General features: G+C 63.6%; 19 protein-coding genes, 2 tRNA genes and 1 rRNA gene. 11 read left to right on the top strand and 11 right to left on the bottom strand.

The annotated features are described in order from the left end of the window. Positions 1-11 precede the first annotated feature (11 nt). Positions 12-428 carry a BLUF domain-containing protein gene (locus tag GVM20_RS05010; RefSeq protein WP_199799466.1) on the top strand — a complete coding sequence of 139 codons (417 nt, stop codon included), beginning with the start codon at positions 12-14 and terminating at the stop codon, positions 426-428. 14 nt (positions 429-442) lie between these two features. Here the strand turns inward: GVM20_RS05010 and GVM20_RS05005 are convergent, their stop codons facing one another. From GVM20_RS05005 to GVM20_RS04980, 6 genes are read right to left on the bottom strand one after another with little or no spacing between them, the layout of a single operon-like run. Beyond that, a complete protein-coding gene (locus tag GVM20_RS05005) occupies positions 443-1066 on the bottom strand; it encodes a riboflavin synthase (RefSeq protein WP_166546191.1) in 624 nt (207 codons plus the stop codon). 10 nt (positions 1067-1076) lie between these two features. After that, positions 1077-2030: a bifunctional diaminohydroxyphosphoribosylaminopyrimidine deaminase/5-amino-6-(5-phosphoribosylamino)uracil reductase RibD gene (gene ribD / locus GVM20_RS05000; protein ID WP_166546190.1), complete on the bottom strand. Its 954-nt coding sequence runs from the start codon at positions 2028-2030 to the stop codon at positions 1077-1079. Positions 2031-2062: 32 nt separating this feature from the next. Then, positions 2063-2509, bottom strand: coding sequence for a hypothetical protein (locus GVM20_RS04995; RefSeq protein WP_166546189.1), 447 nt, complete (start codon positions 2507-2509; stop codon positions 2063-2065). A gap of 46 nt (positions 2510-2555) precedes the next feature. Continuing rightward, complete coding sequence (locus GVM20_RS04990; protein ID WP_166546188.1) at positions 2556-3290, bottom strand: M48 family metallopeptidase; 735 nt, start codon at positions 3288-3290, stop codon at positions 2556-2558. After that, complete coding sequence (locus tag GVM20_RS04985; RefSeq protein WP_166546187.1) at positions 3287-3766, bottom strand: YcgN family cysteine cluster protein; 480 nt, start codon at positions 3764-3766, stop codon at positions 3287-3289. The genes GVM20_RS04990 and GVM20_RS04985 overlap by 4 nt, the downstream gene beginning before the upstream one ends. Beyond that, positions 3754-4359, bottom strand: coding sequence for an SCO family protein (locus tag GVM20_RS04980; RefSeq protein ID WP_166546186.1), 606 nt, complete (start codon positions 4357-4359; stop codon positions 3754-3756). The genes GVM20_RS04985 and GVM20_RS04980 overlap by 13 nt, the downstream gene beginning before the upstream one ends. Positions 4360-4467: 108 nt before the next feature. Between GVM20_RS04980 and GVM20_RS04975 the strand changes: the two genes are divergently transcribed. The 3 genes from GVM20_RS04975 to ssb all read left to right on the top strand — a co-directional run bounded on the left by GVM20_RS04975 (position 4468) and on the right by ssb (position 6463). Then, the gene (locus GVM20_RS04975) at positions 4468-5109 is read left to right on the top strand and encodes an ankyrin repeat domain-containing protein (RefSeq protein WP_353653104.1); all 642 of its coding nucleotides are present in this window, start codon (positions 4468-4470) and stop codon (positions 5107-5109) included. Between the two features lies 1 nt (position 5110). Further along, positions 5111-5782: a COQ9 family protein gene (locus tag GVM20_RS04970; protein WP_166546184.1), complete on the top strand. Its 672-nt coding sequence runs from the start codon at positions 5111-5113 to the stop codon at positions 5780-5782. Between the two features lie 129 nt (positions 5783-5911). Next, complete coding sequence (ssb, locus tag GVM20_RS04965; protein WP_166546183.1) at positions 5912-6463, top strand: single-stranded DNA-binding protein; 552 nt, start codon at positions 5912-5914, stop codon at positions 6461-6463. A gap of 321 nt (positions 6464-6784) precedes the next feature. On the opposite strand, the gene GVM20_RS04960 is transcribed toward ssb, so the two are convergent. Both GVM20_RS04960 and GVM20_RS04955 read right to left on the bottom strand, forming a co-directional pair. Then, the gene (locus GVM20_RS04960; protein WP_199799465.1) at positions 6785-7282 is read right to left on the bottom strand and encodes a YceD family protein; all 498 of its coding nucleotides are present in this window, start codon (positions 7280-7282) and stop codon (positions 6785-6787) included. Between the two features lie 32 nt (positions 7283-7314). Continuing rightward, the gene (locus GVM20_RS04955) at positions 7315-7842 is read right to left on the bottom strand and encodes a ubiquinol-cytochrome C chaperone family protein (RefSeq protein WP_166546181.1); all 528 of its coding nucleotides are present in this window, start codon (positions 7840-7842) and stop codon (positions 7315-7317) included. A 257-nt stretch (positions 7843-8099) separates the two neighbouring features. Here GVM20_RS04955 and GVM20_RS04950 point away from each other — a divergent pair, with 257 nt between their 5' ends. From GVM20_RS04950 to GVM20_RS04935, 4 genes are all read left to right on the top strand, one after another. Then, positions 8100-8579 (top strand): outer membrane protein assembly factor BamE, encoded by a 480-nt coding sequence (locus GVM20_RS04950; protein ID WP_234031857.1) that lies wholly within the window; start codon positions 8100-8102, stop codon positions 8577-8579. Between the two features lie 54 nt (positions 8580-8633). Then, positions 8634-9191: an ATP-dependent protease subunit HslV gene (hslV, locus tag GVM20_RS04945; RefSeq protein WP_160759260.1), complete on the top strand. Its 558-nt coding sequence runs from the start codon at positions 8634-8636 to the stop codon at positions 9189-9191. 90 nt (positions 9192-9281) lie between these two features. Further along, positions 9282-10583 (top strand): ATP-dependent protease ATPase subunit HslU, encoded by a 1302-nt coding sequence (gene hslU, locus GVM20_RS04940; RefSeq protein ID WP_166546260.1) that lies wholly within the window; start codon positions 9282-9284, stop codon positions 10581-10583. Next, the gene (locus GVM20_RS04935; protein WP_166546180.1) at positions 10583-10951 is read left to right on the top strand and encodes an ACT domain-containing protein; all 369 of its coding nucleotides are present in this window, start codon (positions 10583-10585) and stop codon (positions 10949-10951) included. The genes hslU and GVM20_RS04935 overlap by 1 nt, the downstream gene beginning before the upstream one ends. Here the strand turns inward: GVM20_RS04935 and GVM20_RS04930 are convergent, their stop codons facing one another. The 3 genes from GVM20_RS04930 to GVM20_RS04920 form a co-directional block, all read right to left on the bottom strand. Beyond that, complete coding sequence (locus tag GVM20_RS04930) at positions 10952-12904, bottom strand: S9 family peptidase (protein WP_166546179.1); 1953 nt, start codon at positions 12902-12904, stop codon at positions 10952-10954. It lies immediately after the preceding gene. Positions 12905-12997: 93 nt separating this feature from the next. Then, entirely contained in the window at positions 12998-14872 is a 1875-nt protein-coding gene (locus tag GVM20_RS04925; protein ID WP_166546178.1) for an ABCB family ABC transporter ATP-binding protein/permease, read from the bottom strand. A 49-nt stretch (positions 14873-14921) separates the two neighbouring features. Further along, a complete protein-coding gene (locus GVM20_RS04920; protein ID WP_166546177.1) occupies positions 14922-15899 on the bottom strand; it encodes a retroviral-like aspartic protease family protein in 978 nt (325 codons plus the stop codon). A gap of 748 nt (positions 15900-16647) precedes the next feature. Here GVM20_RS04920 and GVM20_RS04915 point away from each other — a divergent pair. From GVM20_RS04915 to GVM20_RS04905, 3 genes are all read left to right on the top strand, one after another. Next, positions 16648-18132 (top strand): 16S ribosomal RNA (locus tag GVM20_RS04915). A 201-nt stretch (positions 18133-18333) separates the two neighbouring features. Continuing rightward, positions 18334-18410 (top strand) — tRNA-Ile (locus GVM20_RS04910). Between the two features lie 10 nt (positions 18411-18420). Continuing rightward, a tRNA-Ala gene (locus tag GVM20_RS04905) sits at positions 18421-18496 on the top strand. The last annotated feature ends 145 nt before the right edge of the window (positions 18497-18641 follow it).

Raw genomic sequence — 18641 nt, 5'->3', positions numbered from 1 at the left:
CGCGCAACGCATTGACCCGGGAGCCCCTCATCGCAAAGCGCCTGATCTATCGCTCGCAGCCGTTCGGCTTCGATACTGCCATGCTGGCTGGCATTCTGTCAGCCGCGCGGCGTAACAATCCGCGCCTCGGGATCACCGGGGCGCTGGTCTGCCGGCATGATCTCTATCTCCAGCTGATCGAGGGGCCGGATGAGGCGATCGACGCGCTTTATGCGCAGATCGAGGCGGATGATCGCCATTTCGATGTGCGGCTTCTGCTGTCCGAAGCTATGGGCGAGCGGTTGTTTCCTAACTGGGCGATGCTCGACGATACGGCGCCATCGCAGTTCTGGTCGGCGCAGGATGTGGCCGAAGGCGCGCTTGAGGCGGCCAGCCCTGATACTCTGCGCGCACCATTTGTCCGGCTCGCTGCGGCCAATCCGGGCTGATTCCCGCCCACTGCTTACCGCGCTGCGGCGAGGCTCTGCATCCGCTTGAGGTAGCGCGCCAGCACATCGATCTCGAGATTGACCTTGTCGCCTTCGGCCAGCGTACCGAGCGTCGTCACCGCAGCGGTGTGCGGGATGATGTTGAGCAGGAAATCGCAGGTGCCATCAGGGCGGTCGCGCACGTCGTTGACGGTCAGCGACACGCCGTTGACCGTGATCGAGCCTTTTTCCGCAATGAAGGGCGACATATCCGCCCGCGCGCGGATCGCGATCCGCCAGCTGCCCCCGTCCTGTGAGACCTTCACCACCTCGCCAACCGAATCGACATGGCCGGTCACGATATGGCCGCCGAGCTCGTCCCCGAGCCGGAGCGAGGGTTCGAGGTTGAGGAGCGCGCCCGCGTTCCACATGCCCGGCACGGTGCGGCTGACGCTCTCGCCCGACAGGTCGACATCGAACCAGGCATCGCCCGCCGTGCCGCCGCGTTCCACCACGGTCAGGCACACACCCGAACAGGCGATCGACGCGCCGATATCGATCCGCGCGGGATCGAGCGGGGCGGTGATCTTGAGCCGCAGGTCGCCGCGCTGTTCGGCGGCGGCGATGGTGCCAATGGCGGTGACGATGCCGGTGAACATGCTGGTGTCCTTATGAGTTTCGTGACCGCAGATAGGCGGTGAATTGGTCGCTGCCAAGCTGGCGGCGGTCGTGCAGTTGCCAGCAGCCATGGGCGTCGGCGAGACTCGCCAGCCCCAGCGCGCCAAGGCTGCGGCGGCCATCGCCGATCAGGATCGGGGCGGTGTAGAGGTGCAATTCATCGACGAGATCGGCGGCGAGGAAAGCCGCCGCCGTCTCGGCCCCGCCTTCGACATAGAGGTGAAGCACACCGGGAAGCCCTGCAATGGCTTCGGGCGAAGGGATCACCGCCACACCGTCAGGCGCGGCCCCGCGGGTCAGTACCACCCGTTGGGGCGAGCGGGCATCAAGGCCCGGCAGGCGCACATCAAGCCGCGGCGCGTCGGCCCGCCATGTCCCGCCGCCGACCAGAATCGCATCATGTCGCGCGCGCTGGGCGTGGACGTGGGCGCGGGCGGTCTCACCGGTGATCCACTGGCTCGTCCCGTCCGCCAGCGCGATGCAGCCATCAAGCGACATCGCCAACTTCAGCGTCACCCAGGGGCGACCGGCGCGCTGACGAGTAAGGAACCCGGTGAGGCTGGCGGCGGAGGCCGGGTCGCTGAGCAGCCGGGTTTCGATCCCCGCCGCCTGCAACCGCGCTATGCCTGCGCCAGAGGTGCGCGGGTCGGGGTCGCGCTGACCGATCACCACGCGCGCAGGCTTCGCGGCAACAATCAGGTCCGCACAGGACGGCCCGCGCGCCGATTGATGCGCGCAAGGTTCAAGCGTGACGTAGAGCGTCGCTTCGGCGAGCGCAGCGGCGCCAAGGGCCGCCAATGCCGTCGCCTCGGCATGAGGGCGTCCGCCCGCCTGAGTCCAGCCCCGCGCGATGACACGGCCGTGTTGCACCACCAAAGCGGCCACACCAGGATTGGGACGCGCGAGCGGCCGCGCGCGAGCAGCCAGCCGCGCGGTGGCGGCCATCCAGTCGTGATCGCTCGGGAGCAGGCTCGCGGCTATTGGGCTGCGCTTTCGCGGGCAGGGCTGGGCGCAGGCGTCGGGGACGCGGCGGCGGCCCGTTCGGCCTCAGCCTTGCGCTCGATTTCCTCGACATCCATGCCCGCGGCAGCGCCGAGCGCCTTGTACATGTTGCGCTTGGCCTCGGCGATCCGCGCTTCCTCGGCGGCACGCAGGTCTCTCACTTCCTGATTGGCGAGGTTCTCGGCGATGATTTCGGCATCTGTGCGGGCCGGGTCGAGCGTGGTGATATACGTCACCTTGGGCCGTTCCGGCTCGCCATAGACCGTGCTGTTCATGCCCCAATAGAACATCCCGGCGACCGGCAGGACCGACAGCGCCAGTATCGGCAGACGATAGGGCTGCGGGCGCCGGATCTCGTTCCAGAAATCCGCAAAGCCGGAGACGGGATTGAAGCGCGACTTGGAGAAGGACTTGGAGAACATGGCGCGCAATATAGGGGCAGCGGGCGCGAACGCCAAATGGTTCGCGTCAGCCGAAGCTGGCGTAAAGCCCGCGCCCGTGTTCCTTTAGCCAGCGGTCGGCGCTGGCGATCTCGCCTTCGAAGATGCGGGCCAGCAGCGCGTGGAAGGCGGGGCTGTGGTCGAAGTGTACGAGATGCGCGACCTCATGTGCGACGACCGAGCGGCGGACGAAATCGGGTGCCTGCACCAACCGCCAATTGATGCGGATACGGCTTTTGTCCGAGCATGAGCCCCAGCGGCGCTGGGCGCGGGTGAGGCCCATCGGCACCGGATCGAGCCCGGCGGCGGCGCAGTAATCGTGCATATCCGCTTCGGCGAGGCGCAGGGCTTCGGCCTCCAGCCAGCGGCGGATGCGCAGTTCCAGCCCTGTTTCCGGTCCGCCGATCCGCAGCGCATCCCCGTCCACCGCCGGACGCCGCGGCGCGCGGGCGTCCCACGCCACTTTCAGTGAAGCGCCGCGATAGCGCACCTCGCCGCCCGGCTCAGGCGCGGTGCGGGCGGGCAGTTTGGCGAGCTGGTCCGCCAGCCACCCCTTGCGCGAATGGGCAAAGGCAATCGCCTCGCGCGCCTGCGCCCAGGCGGGCAGGCTGATGCGCACCTCGCTGCCATCGGGCGCGAGCCGCAAAGTCAGCCGCCGCGCATTGTGCAGCCGCTTCAGCACGATCGGCAGGCGCTGGCCGCCAAGGTCGATCGCGGGATCGAGCGTCCGTTCGGTCGAAGCGCCGCGCAGCCAGTCGATCATACCCCCGCCTCCTCGTCGCGGGCAGGCCAGTGGCGCGGGGTGGGCCATTCGGTGATGTGATGCTCAAGCGGCCCGGCATCCACCTCGCTCACCACCCGGCCAACCACCGAAACCCCGGCGCGGCGCACCGCGTCACGGTCTCCGGAAAGGAGATAGTGCCAGCCCGGCAGCGGCCGATCATCGGCGCGCAGGCGGTAGGCGCAGGTGGAGGGCAGCCAGCTTACTTGCTCCACGATCCGCAAAGTCAGCCGCAGGCAATCGGGGACGAAGGCCTTGCGGTTGCGATAGTCGCTGCACTGCGCGGTTTGGGAGTCGAGCAACCGGCAGGCGATATTGGTGTCGAGGATTTCGCCGGTGTCTTCGTCTTCGATCTTGTGCAGGCAGCAGCGTCCGCAGCCATCGCACAGCGCCTCCCATTCGGGCCGGGTCAGCTCGCCCAGCGGCAGCTCCCAGAAGCGATCTCTCACTTCACCCATCGGTCCAGTTCCGCCGCAATGGCATCGGCGCCCTTGTCGGTCGGCAGAGTGGCTAGCGGCTCGCCATTGGGGCCGAACAGGTAGGTGATGTTGGTGTGATCGACGAGATAGCCGCCGCCTGCGACCGGCTCACCTTTCGCATAGTAAACCTTGAACGCCTTGGCAGCGGCAGCGATCTGTTCGGGTGTGCCGGTCAGGCCGATGATGTCCGGTGAGAAAGCGGCGGTAAATTCGCCGACCACCTTTTTCGTGTCACGCTCGGGATCGATGGTGATGAAGAGCGGCGTGATCATCGCCGCCTTGGCTGGGTCCTTGCCCTTCAGCGCCTTCAGCCCCTGCGCGATACGCTGCATATCGGTGGGGCAGACATCGGGGCAGAAGGCATAGCCGAAATAAACGATGCGGTATTTGCCCGCAAAATCGGTCCAGCGCACGGTCTGGCCTGCACTGTTGGAGAGCGCGAAATCGCCGCCGATGGCAGCGCCGGCCAGCGGTGGCTCCTCGGCTGGGGCGGCGGCGCCGCACCCGGCAAGCGACAGCGCGCCCGCAATCAGCAGAGCAAGGATGGGGGAAGGCTTGTTGATCTGGTTCATGCTCTGCTAACTGGTCGCTTGCGATGGGCGCCGATGACAGGCCAACGGGTCTGCCCCGCGCCCGGGCACACACGAGATGTGTGACAGGTAATGCGAAAGGATCAAACCGTGGCCTTCGATGTTTTGCGCAAATTAGGGCCTCGCCGCGGGATTGCCAGTGCTATCCTGCTGCTGCTGGCCGCAGCTGTTACCGTGCCGGCTGCGGCGCAGTTCCAGTCGGAGGGGTACAAGTTCCTCGAAGCGGTCAAGGATCGCAAGGGTGACGAGGCGACCGACATGCTCAGCAAGCCGGGCACCCAGATCGTCAACGCCCGCGATATCACCAGCGGCGATACCGGGCTGCATATCGTGGTAGCCCGCAGCGACGTCTTGTGGGTCCGGTTCCTGCTGCAACGTGGCGCTGATCCGAACATCCGCAACAAGAAGGGCATCACCCCGCTCCAGCTGGCGACCTCGCTCAGCTTCACCGACGGGGTTGAGGCGCTGATCAAGGGCGGGGCGAGCGTCAATGTCTCCGACCAGACGGGTGAGACGCCGCTTATCTCGGCGGTCCATGCGCGCAATGTCGCGATGGTGCGGCTGCTGCTGGAAAAGGGTGCAGACCCCGATCACAACGACAATTCGGGTCGCTCGGCGCGGGACTACATGGAACTGATGAGCGGCAACTCGCTGCTCAAGCAGGAATTCGCCAATGCCGATGCGAAGCGCGCCGAGTCGGGAACCAAAAAGAATTACGGGCCTTCCTTCTGACATGACCCAGACAGTGGATTTTGCCGACCTTACGCTCGACGAGCTGCGCGTTGCGCTGGCGCCCGACATTGCGGCGTCCGCGATTTTTGATGGGTGGAACGAGACCGCCTTGGTCGCCGCGGCCGAGATGGCAGGGTGCGATGTCGATGTGGCGAAGCTCGCTTTCCCCGGCAGCAAACCGATGGACATGGTCGAAGCGTGGATCACCAGCGTCGATCAGGCGATGGAGGCCGAATGGCCGCAGGAACGCCTCGCCACGCTGAAGATCCGCGAACGCATCCGCACGCTGGTCGCCTTCCGGCTGGAAGCGGTCGCGCATATTGATGAAGCCGTGCGCCGCGCCCTCGCCGTGATGGCGCAGCCGCAGAACGCGCGCCGCGCGCTGCGGCTGGGCTGGCGCTCGGCCGACATCATGTGGCGGCTCGCGGGCGATACCGCGACCGATTACAACCACTACACCAAGCGCGCGATCCTCGCGGGGATCTACTCGGCGACGCTCGCTGTGTTCGTGAACGATGACAGTGATGGGAAGACCGATACCCACGCCTTCCTCGAACGCCGGATCGACGGGGTGATGAAGTTCGAGAAGGTGAAGGCGCAGTTCCTCGGCAAGGACCGCGAACTGCCGAGCCTGACGCGGTTTCTGGGGCGTTTGCGCTATCCGGCGCGTTAAACCCATCCGAACTGGTGATTATCCGTAAGCCATAGTCGCGCTGGCGGCTGCCTTTGCCTATTGCCTGACTCGGATTCGCGGCGCATCTTGCGCTGGCGGGATCAAGACATTGATGGGAAGGGTATTTCGATGGCGGGTTCGCTCAACAAGGTCATGCTGATCGGCAATCTGGGCGCTGACCCTGAAATCCGCAGCTTCCAGAATGGCGGCAAGGTCGCCAACCTGCGGATTGCGACGTCGGAACAGTGGAAGGACAAGGCCACGGGGGAGCGCAAGGAAAAGACCGAGTGGCACACCGTCGCGATCTTTTCCGAAGGCCTCGTCAGCGTGGTGGAGCGCTACCTCAAGAAGGGCAGCAAGGTCTTCGTTGAAGGCAAGCTCCAGACCCGCAAGTGGCAGGACCAGAACGGTCAGGACCGCTACAGCACCGAAATCGTGATCCAGGGCCTTGGTGGCACGCTGACCATGCTTGATGGTCCGCAGGGCAGCGGTGGCGGCGGCATGGGCGGCGGCGGTGGCCGGTCGGGCGGTGGCAGCTATGGCGGCGGCAATGCTGGCGGCGGTGGCGGCTGGGATCAGGGCAGCGGCAGCAGCGGCGGATCGGGCGGCGGCTTCGGCGGCGGTCCTTCGGGCGGCGGCGGTGGCGGCTACGACGATCTGGACGACGACATTCCGTTCTGATCGGGTATCGTGGTCAACCGCAGGAACGGCTTGCTTGGAGAGGAGGGCTGCCGTTTGGCTAGCGCTACCTTGCGGCCAGTTTTCTCTCTCCCCTTGCGGGAGAGATACGAAGAATTGGCAGCTTGCTGCCTAGTCGCAGTTGAGAGGGGGTAAAGGCCGGAGCTTTGCTCCGGACCCCTCTCCCAACCCTCTCCCGCAAGGGGAGAGGGCTAAGGCGGCGGACCACCCAATCCCAGACATTCCCCTTCAGCAGCGGAAAGCCCAAAGCCGGACGCTAGCCAAGCCCATTTTCGCCCGCTGTTGCAGCTGAAACTCTGGCGATCAGTCGCGCCTCAGTCCCGCCAGCATCGCCGCCAGCGGCCCGTCCTGTTCGCCTTCTTTCACGATCCCGGCCGCAGCCCGCACCGCTTCGGCGTTCGGCCCTTCGGCGTAAGGATCGATGGCGAGGCCCAGCGTCTGCGCGACCGCTTCGCCCAGATCGAACATATCGCCCGAGTATTCGATCTCGTCGCAATCATCCGCTTCAAGCTCGATTTCGTCCCCCTCAGCCGCAGGACGAGCATTGTCCTCGACAAACCTGAGGTCGACCGGCTCATCAATGGTGACAGGGAAAAGCTCGGTCGAAATCGCACAGGGCTGCATGATCGCCGCCTGCAAACGCCCGGTGACCCGGATCGCCCGAGGCTTCTGCTCCAAACGCATCTCAGCCCGCAGGCTTTCAACCGCGCCCAGCCCGAACCGCGCGGCGAGCGCGGCGCGTTCTTCCGGGGTCGCTTCGATCACCACTGGCCCACCCGGCAGAGGGCGGACCTTGATCATGCGGGTGAGTTCGGAGGGAGGCAAAGGCGCGCTCACCAGATCGCGCTCGCTTTCAGCATTTCGGCATCGGAGAACCGCCCGAGCCGCTCGAACAGCTTCATCACCCGCTCGGCCACGGCGCGGGCGCTGGCCGCCTCGTCGGCGCCTTCGGCAAAGGTGACATTGCGCTGGATCGCAGCGGTCAGCTTGTCCAGATCGCCCGCGTTCAACGCGCTGCGATAGGCCCCGAGCCTGCCGCCCAGCACGCTCATCAGCTTGCCGATGCGCTTGCCCACGACAACGTCATTCACGCCGAATTCGCGCAATTGCCCGTCCATGTCTTCCACGAACAACTCGGCCAGCAGCGCGCTTTCGGCCCTGAGATCCGAGGCTTCGACCCGCACCATCACGGCGCTGAGCACAGCGGTGATCATGTCGAAGCGGCCCGCGATCGAATCTGCCACGCCGCACTCGGCATAATAGGCGGAATCGCGCGCCAGCTCGATCACGCGATGCCACAGCGGCCGCACGTTTTCGCGCGGGTCAGGAGCGGTGCCGAGCAGGCGGGAGAGGAAAGACATGGGATGCTTGGCCTTTTGCGCGGGTGTTCCAATGCAGGCGTGGGGCCGCGCGGCCCCTTCGCTTCCTACGGCAACGCACGAAGCGCGGATGCGTTCAACTGCCGTTCAACGCGAGCACGCCACCGCTTTGCCATATGGTGCGTTGCAAGCTTGCGCCTAGCCCCTTAAAGCACGTCGCCCAAGGGACAAGTGCGCGATTATGCGCGAGTGCAGGACGGGATTGAGACGGTTTGGCTCAGATGAATAAGGCGAGCGCAATGAATTTGAGCTGGCGCAGGCTCCGCAGCGTGTTGCTGCTGGCCGGCGTAGCGGCGACGCTGCCCGCGTGCACGGCCATCCGAGAATCGCGCGGCTACATCGTCGATCCGGTTCTGACGGGCGCGATCCAGCCGCAGATCGACAATCAGCAATCGGTGGAAGGCACGCTTGGGAGGCCGACCTTTACCAGTCAGTATGGTACGCCGACCTGGTATTATGTTTCCAGCATCACCGGCCAGCGCCCGTTCAACCGTCCGCGCATCCGTGAGCATTCGGTTCTGGCCGTCACGTTTGACGCGGCGGGCAAGGTGACCGGCGTCAAGCGCAGCGGTGTCGATCAGGTCGTGTTCCTCGATCCCAACGGCAACAAGACCCCCACCCTCGGCCGGGAGCGCGGCTTCCTTGAAGACCTGTTCGGCAATATCGGTCAGGTCGGCGGCGGCGGTCTGCCGGGTGGCGGCGGGCCGGGCGGCCCGTAATCGGTTGGCACTTGCGCGCTTGATCCTGCGAGAAGGCGCGCCATATTCCCCGACATGACAAGCGATAATGCCAGCCATGGCCTCGTCCAATGGCACGGAACCACCATCATCGGCGTGCGGCGTGACGGCAAGACCGTCATCGCCGGAGACGGCCAGGTCTCGATGGGCAACACGGTGATGAAGCCCAATGCCCGCAAGGTGCGCCGGATCGGAGACGGCTCCGTGATCGCGGGCTTCGCCGGAGCGACGGCGGATGCCTTCACCTTGTTCGAGCGGCTGGAAAAGAAGCTTGAGCAGTATTCCGGTCAGCTCATGCGCGCGAGCGTGGAGCTGGCCAAGGATTGGCGCACCGACAAGTATCTGCGCAACCTTGAGGCGTTGATGATCGTGGCCGACCACGACACGCTGCTGGTACTGACCGGCAACGGCGATGTGCTGGAGCCGGTGGGCGATATCGCCGCGATCGGATCGGGCGGTAATTTCGCCCTCGCCGCCGCACGGGCAATCGCCGATTACGAGGCCGATGCCGAAACCATCGCGCGCAAGGCCATGGCCGTTGCGGCTGACATCTGCGTCTTCACCAATGGCAACCTGACGGTCGAGACCGTTTAGCCCACATCCGTCACCCCGACGCAGGCCGGGGCCCAGCATCGCAACGCCGGAATCTGGGTTCCGGCCTCCGCCGGAATGACGAACAGGATTATGATCGAAAATCTCACCCCCAAGGCGATTGTCGCCGCGCTCGACGAACACATCATCGGACAGTCCGAGGCCAAGCGCGCGGTTGCCGTCGCGCTGCGCAATCGCTGGCGCCGCCAGCGGCTCGGCGCGGATCTGCGCGACGAGGTGACGCCCAAGAACATCCTGATGATCGGCCCGACGGGCTGCGGCAAGACCGAGATCAGCCGCCGGTTGGCGAAGCTGGCCGAAGCACCGTTCATCAAGGTCGAGGCGACCAAGTTCACCGAAGTCGGCTATGTCGGGCGCGATGTCGAACAGATTGCCCGCGACCTCGTCGAAGAAGCGATCCGGCTCGAAAAGGAACGCCGCCGCGAGAAGGTGCGCGAAGCCGCGTCGGAAGCCGCGATGGACCGGCTGTTGAACGCGCTGGTCGGCGATAATGCCTCCGAAGCGACCCGCGCCAGTTTCCGCCAGCGGATCGTCCAGAACGCGATGAATGATGTCGAGGTCGAAATTGAAGTGCGCGATACCCCTGCCGCCCCGTTCGACATGGGCAATATGAGCGGCCAGATGGGGATGATCGACCTCAGCGACATGATGGGCAAGGCGTTGGGCCGCAAACCCACCCGCCGCCAGAAGCTGCGCGTGCCCGAAGCGTGGGACCGGCTGGTGGACGAGGAAGCGGATAAGCGGCTCGATCAGGACGATGTTGCCCGCGCGGCGTTGCTGAATGCCGAGACCAATGGGATCGTGTTCCTCGACGAGATCGACAAGATCGCAGTCAGCGATGTGCGCGGCGGCTCGGTGTCGCGTGAAGGCGTACAGCGCGATCTGCTCCCCTTGATCGAAGGCACCACGGTTGCCACCAAATATGGCCCGATGAAGACCGACCATGTGCTGTTCATCGCGAGCGGCGCGTTCCACGTTGCCAAGCCTTCGGACATGCTGCCCGAATTGCAGGGTCGCCTGCCGATCCGGGTGGAGCTGCGCGCGCTGACCGAGGCGGATTTCGTCCGCATCCTCAGCGAAACCCGCGCCAATCTGGTTGCGCAATACAAGGCGCTGCTGGGGACCGAGCAGGTGACACTCGATTTCGCGGATGACGCGATCAGTGAGATTGCCCGCATCGCGGCGCAGGTGAACGCGACTGTCGAGAATATCGGCGCGCGGCGGTTGCAGACGGTGATGGAGCGGCTGCTGGAGGAAATCAGCTTCGAGGCGGAGGACCTCACCGGCCAGACGATCACGATCGACGCGGCCTATGTGAAGCAGCGGCTCGAAGGGCTGGCGGGCAACACCGACCTCAGCAAGTATATCCTTTGATGCGTTCAGGGCCGGTCAGCGACCTTGCGGGGATGCTGGCGGGCATGGCGCCGGTGCTGGACGCGCGCCGGGGGGATTTCGCTCTGGTCGCGGGCGATACGCCAGCCGATGCCTTTGCCCTGATCCGCGAGGACGAGGGGCTGACGGCGATTATCGCTGATGCAGACGGCGCCTTCGCCCGGATCACTCTGATGGTGCATTCCGCGCTGGACGGCGTGGGGCTGACAGCGGCGGTGTCCGGCGCGTTGGCGGCAGCCGGGATCGCCTGCAATGTCGTCGCAGGCTTCCACCACGATCACCTGTTCGTGCCGTGGGAGCGGCGCGAGGAGGCGCTGGCTCTTCTCCAGCGCCTCTCGCAATCCGGCTGATCACTCGCCCAGCAGGTGCTTCTTCCAGAACACCAGTTCGGCCAGAAAGGCGTAGTCCGAATTGGCTTTCTTGCGGAAACCGTGGCCTTCGTCTGCCGCCACCAGATGCCACACCTCGCCGCCATTGGCGCGGATCGCGGCGACCATCTGATCGGCCTCGGACTTGGGTACGCGCGGATCATTGGCGCCGGTGATGACGAACATCGGCTTCGTGATCTCGTTCACGCGGGTCAGCGGGCTGATTTCGGTGAGCTTGGCGCGTTGCACCGGATCGCGCTCGTCGCCGTACTCCACCCGGCGCAGGTCCTGACGGTACGGGTTGGTGTTTTCGAGGAAGCTGACGAAGTTGCTGATCGCCACGGTGCACTGAGTCGCTGCGAGCTTGTCCTTCAGCTGCACCGCTGCGGCATAGCACATATACCCGCCGTAAGACCCGCCGCTGACACCGACCTTGGTCGGATCGACCGCGGGATCGGCACGGACGGCGTCAATCAGCGCGGCCATGTCCTTGACCGAATCCTCGCGCTTGAACGGGCCATTGTCGAGGCTGACGAAGGTCTTTCCGAACCCGGTCGAGCCGCGCACGTTGGGCAAGAAGACCCCGATGCCCATTTCGTTGAGCATGTAGTTGCCCGCCCCGGCAAAGCCCGTCTTGCTCTGCCCTTCCGGGCCGCCATGGACATCGACGATCAACGGGCGCTTGCCCGGAAACTTGGCCGGATCGGGGAGATAGAGCAGGCCGGTGACCTCAAGCCCGTCAAAGCTCTTGGTCGTCACGATGCGGGGTTCGACATTGACGGACGGATCAAGCCCGCCCGTCTCGCTTGTGGTCCAGCGGGTCAGCTGCATCGTTTTGGGGTCCAGCGAGCACACATCCGCCGCGCTCTTGGCACTGGAGAAGGAAAAGCCGATCTCGCCCCACGGCGCGATTTCCAAGCCGCCGATCTGGCCTGCGGGCAGAACATCGACCTCGGTTACCTTGCCGCTTGCGACGTCAAGGATGCGCATCCGGTCCGACCCAGCCTCGTTGACCTCATAGACGATGGTCTTGCCGTCATCGGAGACGTCGAAGCTGTCGACGTCCCATTGCTCCTTGGAGACTGGCGTGAACTTGCCCGACGCCGGATCGAGGCGGCCGAGACGCTGGAAATCGGAGCCGGCATCGCTTGTCACCCACAACGTGCCGTCGGGCGCGATCTCCATGCCGCTGAAGGCAATCTCCGCCTTCGGGTCGCCAATCGGTGTCATCGCGCCGCTGGCGAGATCGAGCCGGTAGATATCGACATCCTGCACCGAGTTGTAATCAGCGACATAGGCAAAGCTCTTGTCGGGCGAAAAGGCGATGATCGCCCAGCCGCCGCCCTTGCTTTCATGCACCAGCCGGGCCGAGGCGGGATCGCGCGGGTTCATCACATAAAGGTCAGAATCCATCCCGTTGCGACGGGTCGAGCTGAAACCGATCAATTCGCCATCCTTGCTCCAGGCGTTCGGCTGGTTGCGGCTCTTGCCGTCGGTCAGCAGCGTGAGGCGGCCATCTTTGAGGGTGTGGAGCTGATAATACTCGTCCCCGCCGCGATCCTTAGTGACGAGGATCACGTCGCCCTTGGTCGGGGCATAAGAGCCCGACACCGGCTCGGCTTCAAAGCTAATCTGCGTGCGCGCGCCCATCGGCATCGCGATCCGGTGCAGCTGGCTGACATTGGCGAAGCGGGTGGTGATCAGCACCGCGCGGGTTTTCGGGTCCCACCCCGCGAAACCGGCGCCACGCGATTCGAGATAGGGGCGGACGTGGGCCGCCAGTTCGAGCGGGATCGGCGGCATCTCCTCAGCGGTGAGCGCAGCGGGCACCGGCACGGTCGGCACCTCGGCGGGTGGTGCAGCGGTATCCTGCGCAGCGGCGGGGGTGAGGGCGGCGCTGCCGAGCAGCAGGGCAATCAGACGAGCGTGACGCATGTTGTTAGGTCTCTCTCCATGGGCACCCCGCGCAAGGGCGGGGGTGATGGAGCAGAGGTAACGCCGCCCTAGCGTGCTAGCAATCCTGCCCCGCTACTCGGCTGCCTCGGCATCGACTTCGACATCTTCCTCGCGCCGCTCCGCAGCCTGGCGCGACCACATTTCCGCATAAAGCCCGCCGCGCTTGAGCAGACCGACGTGATCGCCGCTCTCCACCAGCCGTCCGTGGTCCAGCACCAGAATATTGTCAGCATCTGCAATGGTCGACAGCCGGTGGGCAATCGCGATCGTGGTGCGGCCCTGCGCAATCCGCCGCAGTGTGCCAAGGATTTCCTGTTCGGTCCGGGTGTCGAGCGCGCTCGTCGCTTCGTCGAGCAACAGGATCGGCGGGTTCTTCACCAACGTGCGGGCAATGGCGACGCGCTGCTTTTCCCCGCCCGAAAGCTTGAGGCCGCGTTCACCCACCATCGTCTCGAACCGGTCGGGCAGGCGCTCGATCAGCGGGGAGAGCGCTGCATCGCGGGCGGCCTGCTCCACCATCGCCTGATCCGCGCCTTCCGCACCATAAGCGATGTTATAGGCGAGGTTCTCGTTGAACAGCACCGAATCCTGCGGGACGATCCCGATCGCCGCGCGCACGCTTTCCTGCGTGACGCTGGCGATATCCTCGCCCCCCACCAGAATGCGGCCGGACAGCGGGTCATAGAAGCGGAACAGCAGACGCCCAATCGTGCTCTTGCCCGCGCCCGAAGGCCCGACAATCGCGGTGGTGCTGCCGGCTGGCACTTCAAAGCTCAAGCCGTTGAGGATCGTGCGACCCGGATCATAGCCGAAGGTAACATTGTCGAAGGCGACCGTCGGCGTGCGGATGATCAGCGCAGGCGCGCCCGGCTTATCTTTCACCTCGATATCGGTGTCGATCAGGCGGAACATCTCGGCCATGTCGATCAGGCCCTGCCGGATCGTGCGGTACACCCAGCCCAGCACATCGAGCGGGCGGAACAGCTGGATCAGCAGCGAATTAACCAGCACCAGATCACCCACGGTCATGGCGCCGGTGCTCCAGCCCCACACGGTATAGGCCATCGCCGCGCCCACCAGCGCATTGGTGATGACCGATTGCGCCATATTGAGCAGCCCGACCGAGTTTTCGGACTTCACCGCCGCTTCGGCATAGGCGCGCGCGGCTTGACTGTAGCGCGCTTCCTCGCGCTTTTCGGCGCCGAAATATTTCACCGTCTCGTAGTTCAGCAGCGAATCGACGGCGCGGTACAGGGCCTTGCCGTCGAGCTCGTTCATCTCGCGCCGCAGCTTGGTGCGCCATTCGGTGATTGCGCGCGTCACCCAGACATAGGCGACCACAGTGACGGCTGTGGCCAAGACCAGCTCGATGCCGAAATTGATATAGAAGATGATCCCGACCGCGATCAGCTCGACGATGGTGGGGGCGATGTTGAACAGCAGGAAATACAGCATTTGGTCGATGCTCTTGGTCCCGCGCTCGATGATCTTGGTGACCTCGCCCGTGCGCCGCGCCAGGTGGAAGCGCAGGGACAGGCGGTGGAGGCGGTGGAACACGTCCTCGGCCAGATGGAGAGTGGCGATCTGGCCGACCCGCTCGAAGGCGATGTTGCGCAGATTGTCGAAGGCGACCGAGGTGAAGCGCCCCAGCGCATAGGCGGCCACCAGCGCGAGGGCAACGGTGGCACCGTCGCTCGCCGCGTCCGCGCCTGAGGCTGACATGGCATCGACCGCACCCTTATAGGCAAAGGGCAGGGCGAGCGTGACGCCCTTGGCCGCCAGCACCAGCACCATCGAAACCGCAATCCGCATTCTGAGGCCAGGATTATCCTTGGGCCAGAGATAGGGCAGGAATCGCTTGAGCGTCGCCCAGCTTTCGACGTCGCGCGCGCGAGTCTTCTTATTGGCGTCGGCAGGATCGGCGGGAGCGGAGGTTTCAGGCGGCATGGGCCCTGATGTGGGCGTGCTGCTGCCTTACCGCAAGGCGAGCATGACTCTAGTAGCGCGGGCGATAGTTCGCCGATTGCTTGGCCTGCCGCAGCGCCCGGGCAACATCGGCGGGGACATCGAACAGAATGCGCTGGCGGCCAAAGTCGATCGCCACCCGGTCGAACAGCGCGAGATGCTGCATCCCGATCGAGAGCACCGGCTGATCGCGCAGTCCCAGTGCATCAAAGGCCGGGGTATCAGCAAAGGTCAGCGGTACATCGGTCAGCGCGAGGCCTTCAATGTTGAGCGAGCGCACGATCGCCAGCTCGCCGACGATATCGACTCCATTGACGTCGGTTGTGATGACCTCCTGCGCGCGCTTGGCCCGGATCTTGTCGCGCAGCGCCATATTGCCAAGGCTCGCCTGCGCGCCGGTATCAATGATGACCGTCACCTTGACGCCTTCAACGGTCGCGTCGGTGATCAGCAGCTGACCGAGGCGGCTCCGCGCCCGCACCACGATTTCGAACCCGCCGCGCTTCTCCTTCACGCTGGCATCTTCGACCGCGATGGTCTGCTTGCGGAAATCGATCAGGACGCGGAAGTCCTGAAGCGCGTCCAGCCCGATGATCCCGTCCGCCCCGACATTCTCACGTGAGAGCACGGGGGCAGAGAAGTTGGTATAGCTGTTGGTGCCAAACTCGATCCGTCTGACACTGGCGAGTTCCACCTCCCGCCGGCTCGCCATCCCGACCAGCACCGCTGTGCCCGCAGGCGCGAGATTGGCCGTGGTGCGGATCTCGTGGGTGACGGCGGTCGCCTGGCTGCCGGTGTCGATCATGAAGGCGAACGGCCCGGTGCCTTCAACCAATACAGGGAGAGTCAGGCGGCTGTGGCGCTCTGTCTCAAACGTAAGGACTTCCGCGGCAGGATCGATTGCTGCGCTGACCGGCGTGGGAATCGTCGGGCCGGCAGTCGGGGTCTCTGCCATTGCGGGTGCGCTGGTGGCGAGAACGGCTGCGGCCATAAGGGTGCGAGCGGACATATAGGCTATCTCCCCATGCGGCAGGATACTGACGGCCCTGTCCGGCGCCGGCCATTCTAGCACCGCTGAGGAGACATCCCAACAGCGCGAAGGCGAGGGGACGAATCATGGTGGCGTAGTGAATCGGGTCTGTTGGGTCGGGAATCTCGGGCAGACCGGGGGAAACAGAGGATCTGTCCTCCAGAATGAGGCTCAAAACCCGATTCAGACCCCCGATTCACCCGGATTCGGGCCGTCAAACAGGCGATTCACCCCGGCACAAAGGCCCTATGGGGGGGTGAATGATGGGAAAAAATGGCGGAATTCTGCGGTTCTTGCGTGCCAGTGAAATAAAATTGCAAAAAGCCGTTGACCGAATCACGAACCCCTCATAGATGGGCTCCACCGACGCGGCGCTGACGGCTTCCACCGCCACCGCAACGACCGGTCGCCAACATAAACGGATAGCCGGTCCCCCGGTGTAAATCGGGGAACCAAGCGCTGTCCGCTATTACTGTCTGGTGGCTCTTTGACATTGTTGGTTTTTGATGAAGGGACATGTGGGCGACGGCGCCCGGTCCGGGGAACTCAAGGCTCCGGTAACCGGTTAATTTAAGCCGATGCCACATTCGTCGCAGACACCACGTCTGCGCGGATGGTAAGCATGTTCATTCGTATCCATTACGTTTGACAGTGCAGGTATTGGCTCCTTGCAGCTCATGCTAGACTGGAGGGTGGGGTTTTCCCCATGCTAGTTTAGTGTGTGACACAACTTGAGAGTTTGATCCTGGCTCAGAACGAACGCTGGCGGCATGCCTAACACATGCAAGTCGAACGAACCCTTCGGGGTTAGTGGCGCACGGGTGCGTAACGCGTGGGAACCTGCCTTTTGGTTCGGAATAACAGTGAGAAATTACTGCTAATACCGGATAATGTCTTCGGACCAAAGATTTATCGCCATTAGATGGGCCCGCGTAAGATTAGCTAGTTGGTGGGGTAAAGGCCTACCAAGGCGACGATCTTTAGCTGGTCTGAGAGGATGATCAGCCACACTGGGACTGAGACACGGCCCAGACTCCTACGGGAGGCAGCAGTGGGGAATATTGGACAATGGGCGAAAGCCTGATCCAGCAATGCCGCGTGAGTGATGAAGGCCTTAGGGTTGTAAAGCTCTTTTACCCGAGATGATAATGACAGTATCGGGAGAATAAGCTCCGGCTAACTCCGTGCCAGCAGCCGCGGTAATACGGAGGGAGCTAGCGTTGTTCGGAATTACTGGGCGTAAAGCGCACGTAGGCGGCTTTTTAAGTCAGGGGTGAAATCCCGGGGCTCAACCCCGGAACTGCCCTTGAAACTGGGAAGCTAGAATCTTGGAGAGGCGAGTGGAATTCCGAGTGTAGAGGTGAAATTCGTAGATATTCGGAAGAACACCAGTGGCGAAGGCGACTCGCTGGACAAGTATTGACGCTGAGGTGCGAAAGCGTGGGGAGCAAACAGGATTAGATACCCTGGTAGTCCACGCCGTAAACGATGATAACTAGCTGTCCGGGCTCATAGAGCTTGGGTGGCGCAGCTAACGCATTAAGTTATCCGCCTGGGGAGTACGGTCGCAAGATTAAAACTCAAAGGAATTGACGGGGGCCTGCACAAGCGGTGGAGCATGTGGTTTAATTCGAAGCAACGCGCAGAACCTTACCAGCCTTTGACATCCTAGGACGACTTCTGGAGACAGATTTCTTCCCTTCGGGGACCTAGTGACAGGTGCTGCATGGCTGTCGTCAGCTCGTGTCGTGAGATGTTGGGTTAAGTCCCGCAACGAGCGCAACCCTCGTCCTTAGTTGCCATCATTAAGTTGGGCACTTTAAGGAAACTGCCGGTGATAAGCCGGAGGAAGGTGGGGATGACGTCAAGTCCTCATGGCCCTTACAGGCTGGGCTACACACGTGCTACAATGGCATCTACAGTGGGCAGCTATTCCGCAAGGATGCGCTAATCTCCAAAAGATGTCTCAGTTCGGATTGTCCTCTGCAACTCGAGGGCATGAAGGCGGAATCGCTAGTAATCGCGGATCAGCATGCCGCGGTGAATACGTTCCCAGGCCTTGTACACACCGCCCGTCACACCATGGGAGTTGGATTCACCCGAAGGCAGTGCGCTAACCGCAAGGAGGCAGCTGACCACGGTGGGTTCAGCGACTGGGGTGAAGTCGTAACAAGGTAGCCGTAGGGGAACCTGCGGCTGGATCACCTCCTTTCTAAGGATATTCACGAAAGCGCCGGGGCTAGCCTCTGGAAGAGCTTCGTGGCTTCCAAAGAACATTGCCGTCGTCCTCATGTCCTTTCATCAATCGGATACAGCTTGCAGCACTTCTGTGCCTGTAAGCTGTGTGCCTGAGCCGGCTCACGCCCACGCGGCAGCCTGTTCCTTCGGGAATGGCGGCCGGATGCGGTGGTGTGGGCCTGTAGCTCAGTTGGTTAGAGCGCACCCCTGATAAGGGTGAGGTCAGTGGTTCGAATCCACTCAGGCCCACCATTACCTGTAAGGGGCCTTAGCTCAGCTGGGAGAGCACCTGCTTTGCAAGCAGGGGGTCATCGGTTCGATCCCGATAGGCTCCACCAGGTACACATGATGCGGCGCGGCTTTATGCCAGCGCGCTCAACATATCCGATAGATGAAACGAAAACTGATCCCGCTTCGGCGGGTTAGGTGATCGCCATGTTTTGCATGGGATTACCGCTCTTTGACATTGTGAATGGGTTTTTA

Source organism: Porphyrobacter sp. SLTP, assembly GCF_009905735.1.
Classification (GTDB): Bacteria; Pseudomonadota; Alphaproteobacteria; order Sphingomonadales; family Sphingomonadaceae; genus Erythrobacter.
The sequence above is the reverse complement of the archived record's forward strand: the minus strand, read 5'-3'. Positions and strand labels throughout refer to the sequence as shown.